At 72.9% G+C, this 16,137-nt stretch carries 12 protein-coding genes; 11 read left to right on the top strand and 1 reads right to left on the bottom strand.

Going from position 1 to position 16,137, the window contains the following annotated elements; translation table 11 throughout:
* Position 1 precedes the first annotated feature (1 nt).
* From JYK17_RS33950 to JYK17_RS33910, 9 genes are all read left to right on the top strand, one after another.
* The gene (locus JYK17_RS33950) at positions 2-1,267 is read left to right on the top strand and encodes a 6-phospho-beta-glucosidase (RefSeq protein ID WP_108014733.1); all 1,266 of its coding nucleotides are present in this window, start codon (positions 2-4) and stop codon (positions 1,265-1,267) included.
* A complete protein-coding gene (locus JYK17_RS33945; protein ID WP_108014734.1) occupies positions 1,258-2,229 on the top strand; it encodes an N-acetylglucosamine kinase in 972 nt (323 codons plus the stop codon). The genes JYK17_RS33950 and JYK17_RS33945 overlap by 10 nt, the downstream gene beginning before the upstream one ends.
* 147 nt (positions 2,230-2,376) lie before the next feature.
* Entirely contained in the window at positions 2,377-3,831 is a 1,455-nt protein-coding gene (locus tag JYK17_RS33940) for a GlnX family signal transduction membrane protein (RefSeq protein WP_108014791.1), read from the top strand.
* A 14-nt stretch (positions 3,832-3,845) separates the two neighbouring features.
* On the top strand, positions 3,846-4,889 hold the full coding sequence (locus JYK17_RS33935; protein WP_128802898.1) for a glutamate ABC transporter substrate-binding protein: 1,044 nt from the start codon (positions 3,846-3,848) through the stop codon (positions 4,887-4,889).
* A gap of 58 nt (positions 4,890-4,947) precedes the next feature.
* Positions 4,948-6,276 carry a hypothetical protein gene (locus JYK17_RS33930; protein ID WP_108014736.1) on the top strand — a complete coding sequence of 443 codons (1,329 nt, stop codon included), beginning with the start codon at positions 4,948-4,950 and terminating at the stop codon, positions 6,274-6,276.
* Positions 6,277-6,301: 25 nt separating this feature from the next.
* The gene (locus JYK17_RS33925) at positions 6,302-8,818 is read left to right on the top strand and encodes a serine/threonine-protein kinase (protein WP_128802897.1); all 2,517 of its coding nucleotides are present in this window, start codon (positions 6,302-6,304) and stop codon (positions 8,816-8,818) included.
* 3 nt (positions 8,819-8,821) lie between these two features.
* Positions 8,822-10,231, top strand: a complete 1,410-nt coding sequence (locus JYK17_RS33920) for a PP2C family protein-serine/threonine phosphatase (RefSeq protein WP_108014792.1) — start codon at positions 8,822-8,824, stop codon at positions 10,229-10,231.
* A gap of 98 nt (positions 10,232-10,329) precedes the next feature.
* Positions 10,330-11,676, top strand: coding sequence for a vWA domain-containing protein (locus JYK17_RS33915; protein ID WP_222811880.1), 1,347 nt, complete (start codon positions 10,330-10,332; stop codon positions 11,674-11,676).
* An 81-nt stretch (positions 11,677-11,757) separates the two neighbouring features.
* The gene (locus JYK17_RS33910; RefSeq protein WP_108014739.1) at positions 11,758-13,110 is read left to right on the top strand and encodes an FHA domain-containing protein; all 1,353 of its coding nucleotides are present in this window, start codon (positions 11,758-11,760) and stop codon (positions 13,108-13,110) included.
* Positions 13,111-13,189: 79 nt separating this feature from the next.
* Here JYK17_RS33910 and JYK17_RS33905 read toward each other — a convergent pair whose 3' ends face one another.
* Positions 13,190-14,179 carry a methyltransferase domain-containing protein gene (locus tag JYK17_RS33905; protein WP_222811879.1) on the bottom strand — a complete coding sequence of 330 codons (990 nt, stop codon included), beginning with the start codon at positions 14,177-14,179 and terminating at the stop codon, positions 13,190-13,192.
* 116 nt (positions 14,180-14,295) lie between these two features.
* On the opposite strand from JYK17_RS33905, the gene JYK17_RS33900 reads away from it, so the two are divergent.
* Both JYK17_RS33900 and JYK17_RS33895 read left to right on the top strand, forming a co-directional pair.
* The gene (locus JYK17_RS33900; RefSeq protein ID WP_108014741.1) at positions 14,296-14,709 is read left to right on the top strand and encodes a globin; all 414 of its coding nucleotides are present in this window, start codon (positions 14,296-14,298) and stop codon (positions 14,707-14,709) included.
* 149 nt (positions 14,710-14,858) lie between these two features.
* The coding region (locus JYK17_RS33895) for an FtsX-like permease family protein (protein ID WP_308011728.1) at positions 14,859-16,137 on the top strand (1,279 nt) is incomplete at its 3' end.

The raw sequence follows: 16,137 nt of genomic DNA, 5'->3' as shown, positions 1-16,137 counted from the left end.
TATGAAACTCACCGTGGTCGGCGGAGGCTCGACCTACACCCCCGAACTCATCGACGGCTTCGCGCGGCTGCGGGACACCCTGCCCGTCGAGGAGCTGGTGCTGGTCGACCCGTCCGCCGAGCGTCTGGAGCTGGTCGGCGGTCTGGCCCGCCGCATCTTCGCCAAGCAGGGGCACGGCGGCCGTATCGTCACCACCTCCGACCTGGACGCGGGTGCCGAGGGCGCCGACGCCGTGCTGCTGCAGCTGCGCGTCGGCGGGCAGGCGGCCCGCGAGCAGGACGAGACCTGGCCGCTGGAGTGCGGCTGCGTCGGCCAGGAGACCACCGGCGCGGGCGGCCTCGCCAAGGCGCTGCGCACCGTCCCGGTGGTCCTCGACATCGCCGAACGCGTCCGCCGCGCCAACCCGGACGCCTGGATCATCGACTTCACCAACCCGGTCGGCATCGTCACCCGGGCCCTGCTGCAGGCGGGCCACAGGGCGGTCGGCCTGTGCAACGTGGCGATCGGCTTCCAGCGGAAGTTCGCGGGGATGCTGGGCGTTTCTCCGTCCGACGTCCACCTCGACCACGTCGGCCTCAACCACCTCACCTGGGAGACCGCCGTACGCCTGGACGGCCCCGAGGGCGAGAACGTCCTGCCGAGGCTGCTGGCCGAGCACGGCGACACCATCGCCGGCGACCTGCGGCTGCCCCGGGCCCTGCTCGACCGGCTCGGCGTGATCCCCTCGTACTACCTGCGCTACTTCTACGCCCACGACGCGGTCGTGCGCGAACTGCGCACCAAGCCCTCCCGGGCCGCCGAAGTCGCGGAGATGGAACGGCAGTTGCTGACGATGTACGGCGACCCGGCCCTCGACGAGAAGCCGGAGCTGCTCGCCAAGCGGGGCGGCGCCTACTACTCGGAGGCTGCCGTCGACCTCGCGGCCGCGCTGCTGGGCGGCGGGGGCAGCCCGTACCAGGTGGTCAACACCCACAACCGGGGCACGCTGCCCTTCCTGCCCGACGACGCGGTCATCGAGGTGCAGGCCGCCGTCGGGCCGAAGGGGGCGCTGCCGCTGACGGTGCCCGCCGTGGACCCGCTGTACGCGGGCCTGATGGCGAACGTGACGGCGTACGAGGACCTGGCCCTGGAGGCGGCGCTGCGCGGCGGCCGCGACCGGGTCTTCCGGGCCCTGCTCGCCCACCCGCTCATCGGCCAGTACGAGTACGCGGACGCCCTGACCGACCGACTGATCGCACACAACCGGGAGCATCTCGCGTGGGCCTGACCGCACGTGTCCTCGCCATAGACGCGGGCAACAGCAAGACCGACGTCGCGGTGGTGGCGGACGACGGCACCGTCCTCGCGACGGCCCGCGGCAGCGGGTTCCGGCCGCCGGTGGTGGGCGTGGAGAACGCGGTGGACGCCCTCGCCGAGGCGGTGGACAGGGCGTTCGCCGCGGCGGGGGTGAGCGGCGTGGACCAGGTCTCCGCGTGCCTGGCCAACGCCGACTTCCCCGTCGAGGAGGAGCAGTTGGCGGCCGCGCTGCACGCGCGCGCGTGGGGCTCCGCCGTGCAGGTCCGCAACGACACCTTCGCCATCCTGCGCGCGGGCATCACCGAGCCGCGCGGGGTCGCCGTGGTCTGCGGCGCCGGCATCAACTGCGTCGGCATGCACCCCGACGGGCGCACCGCCCGCTTCCCCGCGATCGGCCGTATCTCCGGTGACTGGGGCGGCGGATGGGGCCTGGCGGAGGAGGCCCTGTGGTTCGCCGCGCGCGCGGAGGACGGGCGCGGCGAACCCACCGCCCTCGCCCGCACCCTGCCGGCGCACTTCGGCCTCGACACCATGCTCGCGCTGATCGAGGCGCTGCACCTGGAGAAGGTGGAGCCCGCCCGCCGTCACGAGCTGACCCCGGTCCTGTTCGCGACGGCGGCCGACGGCGACCCGGTCGCCCGCGCCGTCGTGGACCGCCTGGCCGACGAGGTGGTCACGATGGCGACGGTGGCCCTGACCCGCCTCGGTCTGCTGGAGGAGGAGACCCCCGTCCTCCTCGGCGGCGGCGTCCTGGCCGCCCAGCACCCGCAACTCAACGACGGCGTACGGGACTTGCTGGCGGCCCGGGCCCCCAAGGCGGTGCCCAGGGTGGTCACGGCGAGCCCGGTGCTGGGGGCGGCGCTGCTGGGTCTGGACCGGCTGGACGCCCCCCGGGAGGTGCACGAGCGCGTCCGGGCGCACTTCGAGGCGTGAGCACCGCGAGGCGACGTGCCCCGGGGCGGAACCGATCCGATTCCCACGACGTATTGATGGGCAGGGGGTGAGGCGAGACCCTGCCCTCCCGCCGGAGGCGACCGGCAGGGATACTTGCGGCGACGGATGACCATGGGGGAGGTCACAGTGACACACCCGCCGAAGAGCAGCACGGCGCCACCGGGCACCGGGCTGCCCACGATGCCGGCGATCCCGCCGCAGCCCGGGCAGGCCGCACCCCCACCGGCCCCGGGCCCCTCCGCCGTGCCCGAACCCGCCCCGGCCCGCCGCACGGCCTTCGCCGAGGGCGTCGACCGGCTGCGTGAGGCGGCGACGACGGAGCCCGGACGGCTGCGCGTCATCGGCGCGTTCGTCGCCCTTCTCGTCGTCGCGTTCGGGGCGGTCACCGCCTGGCAGATGACCGAGCGCGCCTCGGCCGCCGACGACGTGCTCACCCGCAGCCAGCCGCTGAGTTCCGACGCGGCCGACATCTACCGCTCGCTCGCCGACGCCAACACGGCGGCGGCCAGCGGCTATCTCGCGGGCCCGCAGGAAAAGCCCGAGATGCGCAAGCGGTACGAGGCCGACATCCGCACGGCCGCGACCAAGCTGGTCACGGCGGCCTCCAACTCCGAGGCGGGCTCCGACTCGGCGAGGACGATCGCCGAACTCAACAACCTGCTGCCGCAGTACAAGGGCCTGATCGAGACGGCCCGGACCAACAACCGGCAGGGCTACCCGGTCGGCAGCGCCTATCTGCGCGCCGCCAACGAGCAGATGCAGCAGCAGATGCTGCCCAAGGCCGAGAACCTGTACCGCAAGGAGAACCAGCGGCTGCAGTCCGACTACGCCGACGCGAAGTCCTTCCCGTGGGCCGCGATCGGCCTCGGCCTCGTCGCCCTCGGCGGCCTCGCCTGGGCGCAGCGCCGCAACTACCTGCGCACCAACCGGGTGCTGAACCACGGTCTGGTCACGGCTTCGGCCGCCTCCGCGGTCGTCCTGCTGTGGCTCGTCGTCGGCCACACGGTCGCGCGCGCGGGCCTGAGCGACTCCTACGACCACGGCGTCCGCTCGCTGAACGTCCTGCACGACGCCCGGATCGCGTCCCTGACCGCCCGCAGCGACGAGAACCTCAGCCTGATCCGCCGCGGCGCGGACACCAAGAAGGTCGGCGACGCCACCGAGGACGCCTACGCCGTGGGCTACGACGACCAGATCGGCAAGCTGGCCAAGTCGCTCGTGCAGGCGGACTCCCTCGCGGACGACTCGGCGGGCCGCAAGCCCGTGAACGACGCGAACGGCTTCATGAAGGCGTGGAAGGACCGGCACGGCGTCGCCCAGGGCCTGAACGACAAGGGCGAGTACCAGCAGGCCCGTGACAAGGTCATCGGCGTCGGCAAGGATCCGACGAGCGTGTGCTTCGACAATGTGGACAAGGCGCTTGAAACGGCACTCGGCCACGAGCAGGCGGAGTTCAAGCAGGCCGCGGGCGACGGCAAGGACGCGCTGACCGGACTGCCGTACGGCGCGGCGGTGCTCGCCGTGCTGGGCGCGGCGGGCGCGGTGCTCGGCATCGGGCGCAGGCTTTCGGAGTACCGGTGAGAGGGGGCGTGAGGATGGATGCACACCGTCTGGCCCGGCGTCTGCGGACCGGCCTGCGCGGCTGGGGCGGGGTCGGCGCGATGGCGGCCGTGTGCGCCCTGGCCCTGGCCTTCGCGCTGCTGCTGCCCCACACCCAGTCCAGCGGCGCCCCGGACAGCTCCGGCGGGCGCCTCGCCCACGGCACCCAGGCCAGGGCGGACACGAAGTGCGACAACGGCATACCCCCGCAGGACCAGAGCCTCTCGCCGTCCGGTGGCGGCGCCACACCGGTAGTCGACAAGATCAAGGCCCGCGAGGACCGGCGGCTGATCGTCGGCGTCGACACCAACAGCTACCGCTGGGGCTACCTCAACCCGAACAACACCTCCGGCTCGCTGGAGGGCTTCGACATCGACCTCGTGCACCGGATAGCCAAGGACCTGCTCGGCGACCCGAACGCGGTCTCGTTCAAGGCCATCCCCACCAACCAGCGTATTCCGGCCATCCAGAGCGGCCAGGTCGACATGGTGGTGCGCACCATGACGATCACCTGCGACCGCCTCGGCGATGTCGCCTTCTCCGCCCCCTACTTCAGGACCGGTCAGCAGGTCCTGGCGCCCAAGAAGTCGACGATCACCGGCTACAACGGCACTCTCGCCGGCAAGAAGGTCTGCTCGGCCGAGGGCTCCACCGCGCTCGACAACCTCAAGGCGGACAAGGGCGGCAGGATCCCCGCCTCCACCGACATCCGCACCGTCGTGCCCAACCAGCTCGACTGCCTGGTGAAGTTGCAGCTCGGCGAGGTCGACGCGGTCGTCACCGACGGCGCGCTCGCCGCCAGCCAGGCCGCGCAGGACCCGACGGTGGAGCTCAAGGGCGGCCTGTTCACCGACGAGTACTACGGCGTGGCGATGAAGCGGGGTTCGGACGATCTGGTACGCCAGGTCAACCGGACCCTGGAGAACTACGTCAAGGACGGTGGCTGGGCGGACTCGTACCAGAAGTGGCTGCACCCCACCATGGACCAGGGTGACAAGAAGTCGACGTCGGCGACCCCTCCCGCCGCCCACTACAAGTGACCGATCATCAGAGGTAAGAGACCACACCACGGAACACGACAGCAGCGAGAGGTGATCGATGGGCGTCACGGACCCCGCCGGGCCGGTGATGGACCGGGACGAGGTGGACCGTGCGCTGGCGCGGCTCGGCGCGGAGCACGAGGCGATCGAGACCTCGCTCCTCGCCCTGCAGGACCACGCGGGCCGCAGACTCCTGGAGGGCGCTGAGCTCACGGGCATCACCAAGGAGCGCTGGAGTGCGGCAGAGGCGTCGATCACCCTGCTGTGGGCCTACTTCGACGCGTACTCCGACGCGCTGCGCTCCGCCCGCGAGATCCGCTCCCGGCGCCGCTGGTCCAGCCACGACGACCTGGTGGAGCTGACGGAGCTGCTGCGCGGCGAGTCCGTCACCGTGGCGGGCTCCGCCACGGCCACGGCGAACGCGCCGACGCTGATGGTCGATCCGGGCAAGCTGAGCCGGCAGTTCTCGCTGGCCGGCCTGGTCGACGTGATGAACGACCTGTACGCGTCCAGCCTGGACATGGTCGTGGCCGCCGACGCGGTCTGGTCGGCGCTGCCCGCGCGGATCGATTTACTGGCCGCGGAGCTCCAGCGCACCCGCAAGCTCGCGCACTCCGTCGGGGTGCGCCCCGGCGAGCACCCGGCCGGCGACGACCTGGAGCGCATCACGCGCATCCTGACCTCCCTGCGCGAGCAGGTGATCTCCGACCCGCTCGCGTACTGGCTGCCCGCGCAAGGCAGTTCGGCGCCCGGCGGCGGCCGTCCGGACACCACGGTCTACGACCGCGAGGCGCGCGCCCTGGAGGAGGTGCGCCGGGAGATCGACGCCGTGCTCACCGTCCGGCAGGACGCGGAGCAGCGGCTGGTGAAGCTGCGGGACGTGCTCAGCCGCGCCGACCGCACGCTCGCGGAGGCGCGCACCGCTCGCGGTGAGGTGCTGGCGAAGATCGCGGCCACGGAGGTGCCGGTCGTCAGCGGTCCGGCGACCCAGCTGCAGGAGCAGCTGGCGACGGCCGCCGAGTACCGCCGACACGCGCAGTGGCACCGTCTGTCGCCGCTGCTGGAGTCGCTGGAGCAGAAGGCCGAGGACGAACTACTGCGCGCCCGCGAGTCGTTGACGGCCGTGACCGCGCCGCTCGCGGTCCGCGCGGAGCTGCGCGGCCGCCTCGACGCGTACAAGGCGAAGGTGGCCCGCCACGGTCTCGCCGAGGACCCGTTCCTGATCGAGCGGTACGACGCGGCGCGCCGCATGTTGTGGAGCGCGCCGTGCGATCTGCGCGTCGCCGGGCAGGCGGTGCTGCGCTACCAGCAGGCGGCCGCCGAGGCCCTGGCCGCCCGCGTGCCGGGGCAGGGCGGGCCCCAGGACCGCGGGGGGCCCGGAGCGTGAGTGACGAAGGGGGTGCTGTGACGTCATGAGCAAGGCCCAGCAGCAGTGCCAGCGGCCGGGGTGCGAGGGCAGTTACGAGGACGTGGGCGGCGGCGAGCTGTACTGCGACACCTGCGGTCTCGCGCCGGTCGTCTCCGCCGACGGCATGGTGAGCTCACCGGCCACCGGCATCACCGGAGGCGGCAAGGACTCGCAGGGCAGCGGCAGTTCGCGTGCCAGCAGCCGCAGCTCGCGCACGTCCTCGCAGTCCTCGAAGTCCCGGCGCTCGGTGTCCGGGCGGCTCTCCCGCTCCCTGTCGGGCCGCACCTCCAGCCGTTCGGTGTCGGTGCGCAGCTCGGGTTCCAGCACCAACTCCAGCGGCCGCGGCCGACTCGGCGTCGGTCTGGTGCAGGTGCCGGACGTGCCGCGGCCCGACCCGCGGGCGATGGTGCTCGAGAACCCGGAGGTGCCCGAGCGCAAGCGGTTCTGCTCGCGCTCCGACTGCGGGGCGCCGGTGGGGCGTGCGCGCGGTGACCGCGCGGGCCGCACCGAGGGCTTCTGCACCAAGTGCGGCAACCCCTACTCCTTCGTCCCGAAGCTGAAGACCGGCGACGTGGTGCACGGCCAGTACGAGGTCGTGGGCTGTCTGGCGCACGGCGGGCTCGGCTGGGTCTATCTCGCCGTCGACAAGGCGGTCTCCGACCGGTGGGTGGTCCTCAAGGGCCTGCTGGACACCGGTGACCAGGACGCGATGGCCGCGGCGATCTCCGAGCGGCGCTTCCTGGCCGAGATCGAGCACTCCAACATCGTGCGGATCTACAACTTCGTGGAGCACCTCGACCAGCGCACCGGCTCGCTCGACGGCTACATCGTCATGGAGTACGTAGGCGGCAAGTCGCTGAAGGAGATCGCCAATTCGCGCCGTACGCCCGAGGGCAAGCGCGATCCGCTGCCGGTGGAGCAGGCATGCGCGTACGGCATCGAGGCGCTTGAGGCGCTCGGCCATCTGCACAGCAGAAACCTTCTGTACTGCGACTTCAAGGTCGACAACGCCATCCAGACCGAGGACCAGCTCAAGCTCATCGACATGGGCGCGGTGCGCCGGATGGACGACGAGGAGTCGGCCATCTACGGCACGGTGGGCTACCAGGCGCCGGAAGTGGCCGACGCCGGCCCCTCGGTGGCCTCGGACCTGTACACGGTGGCCCGTACGCTCGCGGTCCTGACCTTCGACTTCCAGGGGTACACGAACGTCTTCGTGGACTCCCTGCCCGACCCGGACAACATCGAGGTCTTCCGCCAGTACGAGTCCTTCTACCGCTTCCTGGTCCGCGCCACCGACCCGGACCCGGCCCGCCGGTTCGCCTCGGCGCAGGAGATGGCGGAGCAGCTGACCGGTGTGCTGCGCGAGGTCGTCTCGCTGCAGTCGGGCCGGGCGCGGCCCTCGCTGTCGACGCTGTTCGGGCCCGAACTGAGAGTCACGGACACGGAGTTGTTCCCCAAGCTGGAGGGGGACGTGTCGCTGCTGGGGGCGCGGTCGGTGCCGCGCAGGAAGGGTCGGCAGCCCGCCCTGCCTCCCTCCGCGAGCGCCCCCCCGAACGCCTCCGCGAACGGCTCCCCGGCGATCGTGAAGTCCGTCAACTCCCCCGTGGCGGCCCTCGCCCTGCCGGTCCCCCGCGTCGACCCCTCCGACCCGAACGCCGGTTTCCTCGCGGGTCTGATGACGACCGCCCCGGCCGAGCTGCTCGGGGCGCTGGCCGCGGCGCCCGCGGCGTCGATCGAGACCCGGCTGAGGCAGATCCGCGCCTGGCTGGAGAACGGCGACTCCTACACCGCCCTGGAGGCCCTGCTCCGTCTGGAGGACGAGCGGCCCGACGACTGGCGGGTGGTCTGGTACCGCGGTGTGGCGGCGCTGGTGACCGGCGACCACGAGGGCGCCGCGCTCGCCTTCGACGCGATCTACGACGCCTTCCCCGGCGAGCCCGCGCCCAAGCTGGCGCTCGGCCTGTGTGCGGAGGTGCTGGGCCAGCTGGACAACGCGGCCGAGTACTACCGCCTGGTGTGGTCGACCGACCCGAGCTATGTGAGCACTGCCTTCGGCCTGGCCCGCGTCCAGCTCGCGACCGGGGACCGCGTCGGCGCCGTGGCGGCACTGGAGTCGGTCCCGGAGTCGTCGATCCACTACACGGCCGCGCGGGTGGCCGCCGTACGGGCGCGGCTGCGCGGGCGCACGACGACCCCCGGTGACCTGGCGTTCCTGGACGATCTGAGCGCCGCCGCCCGGCAGGTCGAGGCGCTGGACGCCTACGGCCTGGATCCGGCGCGCCGGGAGCAGTTGTCGGCCGAGGTCCTCGGCTGCGCGCTGGACTGGATACTCTCCGGTGGGCAGGGTTCCGCACCCACCGCGCACCGGGTGCTGCTCGGCAGCGATCTGGACGAGCGGGGACTCCGCTTCGGCCTGGAGCGTTCGTACCGCACGCTCGCCCGGCTGGCGCCCGGCGGCGAGGAGAGGATCGACCTGGTGGAACGTGCCAACCGTTACCGCCCCCGGACGTGGGTGTAGTTGATGTCCCAGATGCCCCAGCAGGCCGCCCTGTCGAACTGCCCGAGCTGCGAGTGGCCGCTCGAGTCGGGTGACCGTTTCTGCGGTGCGTGCGGCTACGACCTGTCCGCCGTGCCCGCACGGCCGGACGACCACCCGACAGTCACCCTGAACGGCTCGGTCCCGCCCTCCGGCGACGGCGCAGGCGAGGGCGACGACGGCGCAGGCGGTGATGCAGGTGCCGGTGCCGGTGATGCGGCGGCCTGGCCGCTCGCGGCCGAGCCGGACAGCAGCTCCGGCGGCCCGGCGGTGACGCATGTGCCCGCCGAGCTGCCCGGTACGGACTCGGGCGGGTCCCCGCTGCCGACGGTGCCGCCCGCCGGACCGCCGGTCCCCCCGCCCACCGGGTCGCCGGTCTCCCCGGCCACCGGGGTGCGCTTCGACCGGCCGCCGGAGCCCGACGAGTACCCGCTGCAGGCGCCGGACCCGCGCATCGCGGACCTCTCCGCGCCCCCGGGGGCCAAGCTCTGCGTCGCCTGCCGCGCGGGCCGCGTCGACAGCGACGGCTACTGCGAGAACTGCGGGCACGCCCAGCCCCGCGAGCGCGACCACATGGAGCAGGAGGCCGGACCGGTCGCCGCGGTCAGCGACCGCGGACTGCGCCACCACCGCAACGAGGACGCCTTCGGCATCGGCCGGACCACCCTCCCGGACGGCTCCCCCGCGTCCGTGGCCGTGGTCTGCGACGGGGTCTCCTCGGCGACCCGCCCCGACGACGCCTCGTTCGCCGCGGGAGTGGCCGCCAACGAGTCGCTGCTGGCCGCCCTGCCGCGGGGCACCCATCCGCAGCAGGCGATGCACGACGCGATCGTCGCCGCCTCGCACGCCGTCAACGCCCTGGCCGACGAGCCCGCCACCGCCCGCGAGCACAGCCCGCACCAGAACGCGCCCGCGTGCACGATCGTCGGCGCGGTCGTGACGCCCGGGCTGCTGGTCGTCGGCTGGGTCGGCGACAGCCGCGTCTACTGGGTGCCGGCGGACCGCACCTCGCCCCCGGCCCGGCTCACCGAGGACGACTCGTGGGCCGCGCAGATGGTCTCCGCGGGCCTGATGAGCGAGGCCGAGGCGTACGCCGACGAGCGCGCCCACGCGATCACGGGCTGGCTCGGCGCGGACGCGTACGAACTGGAGCCGCACACCGCTTCCTTCAAGCCGGACCGGCCGGGTGTAGTGGTGGTGTGCACCGACGGGCTGTGGAACTACGCGGAGGGGGCACAGGAGATGGCCGAATTCGTCCCGTCGGACGCCGCGGCCCGTCCGCTGCACGCCGCCCGCGTACTGGTCGGTCATGCCCTGGACGGCGGGGGCCACGACAACGTAACAGTGGCCGTCGTCCCGTTCCCGGCCGTGTCCCAGGGGGCAGGATCGGCCTGAGGCCGCGTACGGGGAAGGTCTCATGGACCGGAGGGGACCGGTCCACTTCCAGGCGTCACCTCACCACCGTGAGGTTTTCGAGGGGGATTTGAGTAGGCATGGCCAATTTCTCGAAGTCCAACGTGCCGCAGTTCTCGATGGACGTGTACCAGAACGAGTACCTGCCGGAGGGCGGTCGCGAGGTCAACGCCATCGTCACGGTGACCGCCACCGGCGGCGGCACGATCGGCAGCGCGGTCGCGGCACCCCACCTCTACGCGCCGGGACAGGGCCCCTCCGCGGCAGTGGCGATCATGGTCGACTGCTCCGGCTCGATGGACTACCCGCCGACGAAGATGCGCAACGCGCGGGACGCGACGGCCGCCGCGGTCGACACCCTGCGCGACGGAGTCCACTTCGCGGTGATCGGCGGCACCCATGTCGCCAAGGAGGTCTACCCGGGCGGCGGGCGTCTCGCGGTCGCCGACGCCACCACCCGTGAGCAGGCCAAACAGGCGCTGCGCAAGCTCAGCGCGGGCGGCGGCACGGCGATCGGCACCTGGCTGCGGCTGGCCGACCGCCTGCTCGCCTCCGCCGACGTCGCGATCCGCCACGGCATCCTGCTCACCGACGGCCGCAACGAGCACGAGTCGCCCGGGGACCTCAGGGCCGCCCTGGACTCCTGTGCCGGACGGTTCACCTGTGACGCACGGGGCGTGGGCACCGACTGGGAAGTGAAAGAAGTCACAGGGATCGCCTCGGCACTGCTCGGCACGTCCGACATCGTGGCCGACCCGGCCGCCCTCGCCGCCGACTTCACGCAGATGATGGAGACGGCCATGGGCAAGGAGGTCGCCGACGTGGCGCTCAGGCTGTGGACGCCGGTGGGCACGTCCATCAAGTTCGTCAAGCAAGTCGCGCCCACCGTCGAGGAGTTGACCGACCGTCGCGCGGAGGCCGGCCCGCGTGCCGGCGACTACCCCACCGGCTCCTGGGGCGACGAGTCCCGTGACTACCACGTATGCGTCGAAGTGCAGTCGGCGGACATCGGCCAGGAGATGCTCGCCGCCCGGGTCTCGCTGGTGATCCCGCAGCCCGACGGCAGCGCCCAGAACCTGGGCGCCCAGGGCCTGGTGAGGGCCGTGTGGACCGACGACATGGCCGCCTCCACGGCGATCAACCCGCAGGTCGCCCACTACACCGGGCAGGCCGAACTGGCACAGGCCATCCAGCAGGGGCTTGACCTTCGCAAAGCGGGCGATTTCGATGGAGCAACGGCCAAACTGGGCAGAGCCGTTCAGCTCGCCAGCGCCTCCGGAAACGCGGATACTGCGAAACTGCTTGCGAAGGTGGTGGACGTGGTCGACGCCGCGACGGGTACTGTGCGACTGAAGGCGAAGGTCGAGGAGGCCGACGAGATGACGCTCGAGACTCGGTCCACAAAGACTGTTCGTGTAAAGAAGTGACATAGCAAAGAGCGAGCCCGGCCCCCTGGGGTTGGAGAAACCCGGCCGGACGGCCGGTCAAGGAGAGGGGGAAGCGCCGACATGCCGACCTGCCCGAACGGACACCAGTCGGGTTCCGACGACTGGTGCGAGGTCTGCGGTCACCGCATGGCCGGTGCCGTGCCTCCGCCCCCTCCGCCACCCCCGCCCGGCGGTGGCTACGGCTTCCCGCCGCCCGGCCAGGGCCCCCAGGGCGGTGGCCGAGGACATCTGTCCGCCGTGCCGGACCCCGAGCCGGAGCTCTGCCCGCAGTGCCGCACGCCCCGCGAGGGCGGCGCGCCCTTCTGCGAGGAGTGCCGGTGGAACTTCCTCACGAACACCGCGACCTCCTACACCCCGGCGGCCCCGCGCCCGCCGGCGCCCGGCCCCGCCGTGCGCTTCCAGCCGCCGCCGGGCCCCGGTGGACCCGGTCCTGGCGGTCCCGGTGGTCCCGGTCCCGGACCGTCGTACGGCGGCGGTGACTCGTACGAGTACCAGGGCTCGCGCCCGTCCCAGATGAACAGGCCCGCCGAGCCCATCCCGCCGAGCCCGCCCTACGGCTCCGACCCCCAGGGTCAGGGCCGCCCCTTCGGCGACCCCTCCGGCTTCGGCTCCGACCCCTCCGGCTACGGACAGGACCCGTCCCGTCAGGCTCCGCCGCCGCCCGGAGGTCCGGGTGGTCCCGGTCCCGGCGGGCAGGGCGGTCCCGGGAGCCCGAACGGTCCCGGTGCCCCGCAGGCGTTCCACCAGCCCGGTCCGCCGGCCCCGCCCGGCTACCCGCAGGAGACGGGACGGCCGCAGCAGCCCGGCGGTCCGTCCTTCGGCGGCGGTGACGACGACTGGGTGATCCCGCCGCCGTCCGGCGGTCCGCAAGGACCCGGCGGCCCCGGCGGCCCCGGCGCCCCCGGTGGTCCCGGTGGTCCCGGTCAGGGCGGTGGCTACGGCTATCCGCAGGCCGGCGCGACCCAGGCCCCGCCCGGACAGGGCTTCCCGCAGCCGCCCGCCGGTCCGGCCACCTGGATGGCGACCATCGGCCCGGACCGCGAGTACTTCATGGCGATGATGCAGCGCTCGGGACCCGAGGCCGCCGGGCTGAACCTGCCCGCGTACTCGCCCGAGCAGCAGCGCACGCTCAGCGGCAACCAGATCACCATCGGGCGCCGCCGCCACTCCACCGGCGACACCCCGGACATCGATCTCGCGGTGCCGCCGGAGGACCCGGGCGTCTCGCATCAGCACGCGGTGCTGGTGCAGCAGCCGGACGGCAGCTGGGCGGTCGTCGACCAGAACTCGACGAACGGCACCACGGTCAACAACTCCGAGGAGCCGATCCAGCCCTTCGTACCGGTGCCGCTGCAGGACGGCGACAAGGTGCATGTGGGGGCTTGGACGACGATCACGATCCGCCGGGGTTAGCTCCGCCGGTCAGCGGTGCGACGGGCCGTTTTTCGTCTGCGGCGCCGTCGTGGCTGGTCGCGCAGTTCCCCGCGCCCCTTCACGGCGAGGGGAGGTGCCAGGTGTGAGGGCCCTTTGGGGTGTTCAGCCAGGCCCATTCCTGGTCGTTGTCGATGGTGATGCCGTAGCGGTCGCGTGGGGGGCGGCCTTCGCGTTCCCAGAGGGCGAAGGTCTCCTGCGGGTCGAGGGTGCCTCGGGTCAGTGTGTGCAGGAAGCGGAACAGGTCCTGGTCCCTGGCGTGGCGCGGGAGGTCGGTGGGTTCCGGTGTGGGGCGGGTCTCGCCGCGTAGTGGGACGAAGTAGGCGGGTGTGGGCAGGAAGTGGCCCTCGGCGTGGGTGGCGTCCTGGACCGTCAGGGCGATCAGGCCGGTGGCGAACGGTGCCAGGATGCGGGCGCCGGGGGTGCACTGGGCGAGCCAGCCGCGCGGCACCGAGGCCAGTGTGCAGGTCACGATGATCCGGTCGAAGGGGGCCCGCTCGGGCACGCCGCGCGCACCGTCACCGGTGACGACGGCCGGGTGGTGTCCGGCGGCGGCCAGGTGCCGCCGCGCCGACTCGGTGATCTCCGGCTCCAGGTCGACGGTGGTGACCAGGTCGTCGTCGCCCAGCCGATGGGCCAGCAGCGCCGCGTTGTAGCCGGTGCCGGCGCCGACCTCCAGGACCCGGTTGCCGTCCTCCACCCGCAGCTCGACCAGCATCTTCGCCATGAGCGAGGGCTGACTGCTGGAGGAGACGAGTTCCCCGTCGCGCAGCCGGGTGGCCAGCGGGGTGTCCGCGTAGGCGCCGCGCAGCCACCTCTCCCGCGTCCGCGGGTCGGGACTCTCGCCCCACAGCCGCTCGTAGCCGCCCATGACGCCGACGTAGTAGTACGGCACGAACAGATGACGCGGGACCGCCTCGAACGCCTCCCGCCACACCGGGTCGTCGTCCCAGGCCCCGCTCGCGTCGATCTCCCGTACGAGCGCCGCCCGCGCCGAGCGCGCGAGCCCGGAGAGGTCGTTGTCGCTTCTGTCGAGAGCGTGAGCGCCCATACGTCCACTGTCCTGCGCGGCGGCGCACGAGGCGAGTACCGGAGCACACCGATCCGGAAGTCGGGCCCCCGGCAAGGGTCCTACGCCTCAGGTCCTGGGTCCCGCCGTCTGAGAGCATGGGGGACGTGAATGAGATCCGGCGCGGCACGCTTCAGGAGCAGACCTTCTACGAGCAGGTCGGCGGGGAGGAGACCTTCCGCCGCCTCGTGCACCGTTTCTACGAGGGTGTGGCCGAGGACCCGGTCCTGCGGCCCATGTACCCCGAGGAGGACCTCGGTCCCGCCGAGGAGCGCCTGACCCTGTTCCTGATCCAGTACTGGGGCGGCCCGACGACGTACAGCGACAACCGCGGCCACCCCCGCCTGCGGATGCGCCACGCCCCCTTCGCCGTGAACCGCGAGGCGCACGACGCCTGGCTGCGGCACATGCGGGACGCCGTCGACGAACTCGGCCTGTCCGAGGAGCACGAGCAGCAGTTGTGGAAGTACCTGACGTACGCGGCCGCCTCGATGGTGAACACCGCGGACTGATCAACTCCCCTGTATGACGTGCGGATTCCGGTCGTACTACGTCGGAATCCGGTCACGATCCGGTCAAGCCCGCCGTACAAGCGCTTACCCCTGAGCCTGACCCTCTGACAACATCGCCGAGAGGTCTGGACAACCACGGGGGGTTGGGTGTGACGGCGTTCGGCGCGATCGCACGGTTCGTCCTGCTACGTGCCCGTGCGCACCGCCTCCTGCTGGCCGCCGCGCTGCTCACCGTTCTGCTGACCACCGCCGTCCTGGCCACCCTCACCGCCTACTCGGGCGCGATCGGCGACGCCGCCCTGCGCCACTCCCTGCGCACCCCCCAGAACGCCGCCGACGCCGCCCTGATCGTCAAGGCGGACGTACCGGCCGAGGGGCGTGCCGCCGCCGACCGCGCCGTACGGCAGGGGGCCCGGCGGACGTTCGACGGGCTGCCGGTGACCGTACGGACCCTGATGCGCTCGGGCCCCTACGCCCTGCCGCGCTCGCTGCAGCCGCCGGCCGAGCGGTCCGGGGAGCCGGATCTGACGTTCGTCGCGGCACTGGATCCCACGCAGGTGCGGATCGTCGCGGGACGGGCGCCCCGGGAGGGCTCGGGCGTCGAGGCCGCGCTCCCCGTCACCGCCGCCCGGCGCCTGCATCTGAAGCCCGGCGCCCGTCTCACCCTCACCGACCGGCTCAGCGGCCCGAAGGTGCACGTCACGCTCACCGGTCTGTACCGGCCCGCCCACGCCGACGCGCCCTACTGGCGGCTGGACGACCTGGGCGGCCGGGGCGTCAGAACGGTCGGCTTCACCACGTACGGCCCGCTGCTGGCCGCCCCCGGTGTGCTGACCGGCGGCCGGGTGAGCGCCGGGCAGTCCGGGTGGCTGGCGTCGGCGGACTTCTCGTCGCTGTCGACCGGGCGGATCGGCGAGCTGCGCGAGGCCGCCCGGGCGGGCAGTGCGGCCCTGCGCAGACAGCCCGCGCTCAGCGGCACGACGGCCGCGAGCACCTCCCTGCCGGACGTCCTCGGACGCGTCGACCGCTCCCTGCTGGTCTCCCGCTCCACCCTGCTGATCGTCGCGCTGCAGCTCGCGCTGCTCGCGGGCTGCGCCCTGCTGCTGGTGGCGCGGCTGCTGAGCGCGGAACGCACGGGCGAGGTCCGGCTGCTGCGGGCGCGCGGCGCCTCCCGCGCAAGGATCGCGGCGCTCGCCGCCCTGGAGGCACTGGCCCTGGCGGTCCCCTCGGTGATCTGCGCACCCCTGCTGGCCGGACCGCTGACCCGGCTGCTGGCCGGGCAGGGCGCGCTGGCGCGGATCGGACTGCGGCTGGACGTGCCGGCCGGCGGGCGGCCCGGGGTGTGGCTGGTGGCGGCGTGCGTGGCGCTGGGCTGCGCGCTCGCGGTGACCCTGCCCGCGCTCACCGCCGAGGGGTTCGGCCCGGTGC

Origin of the sequence: Streptomyces plumbidurans, from assembly GCF_019857225.1 — a bacterium.
GTDB classification, from domain to species: Bacteria; Actinomycetota; Actinomycetes; order Streptomycetales; family Streptomycetaceae; genus Streptomyces; species Streptomyces plumbidurans.
This window is presented reverse-complemented; position numbering and strand designations above follow the sequence as displayed.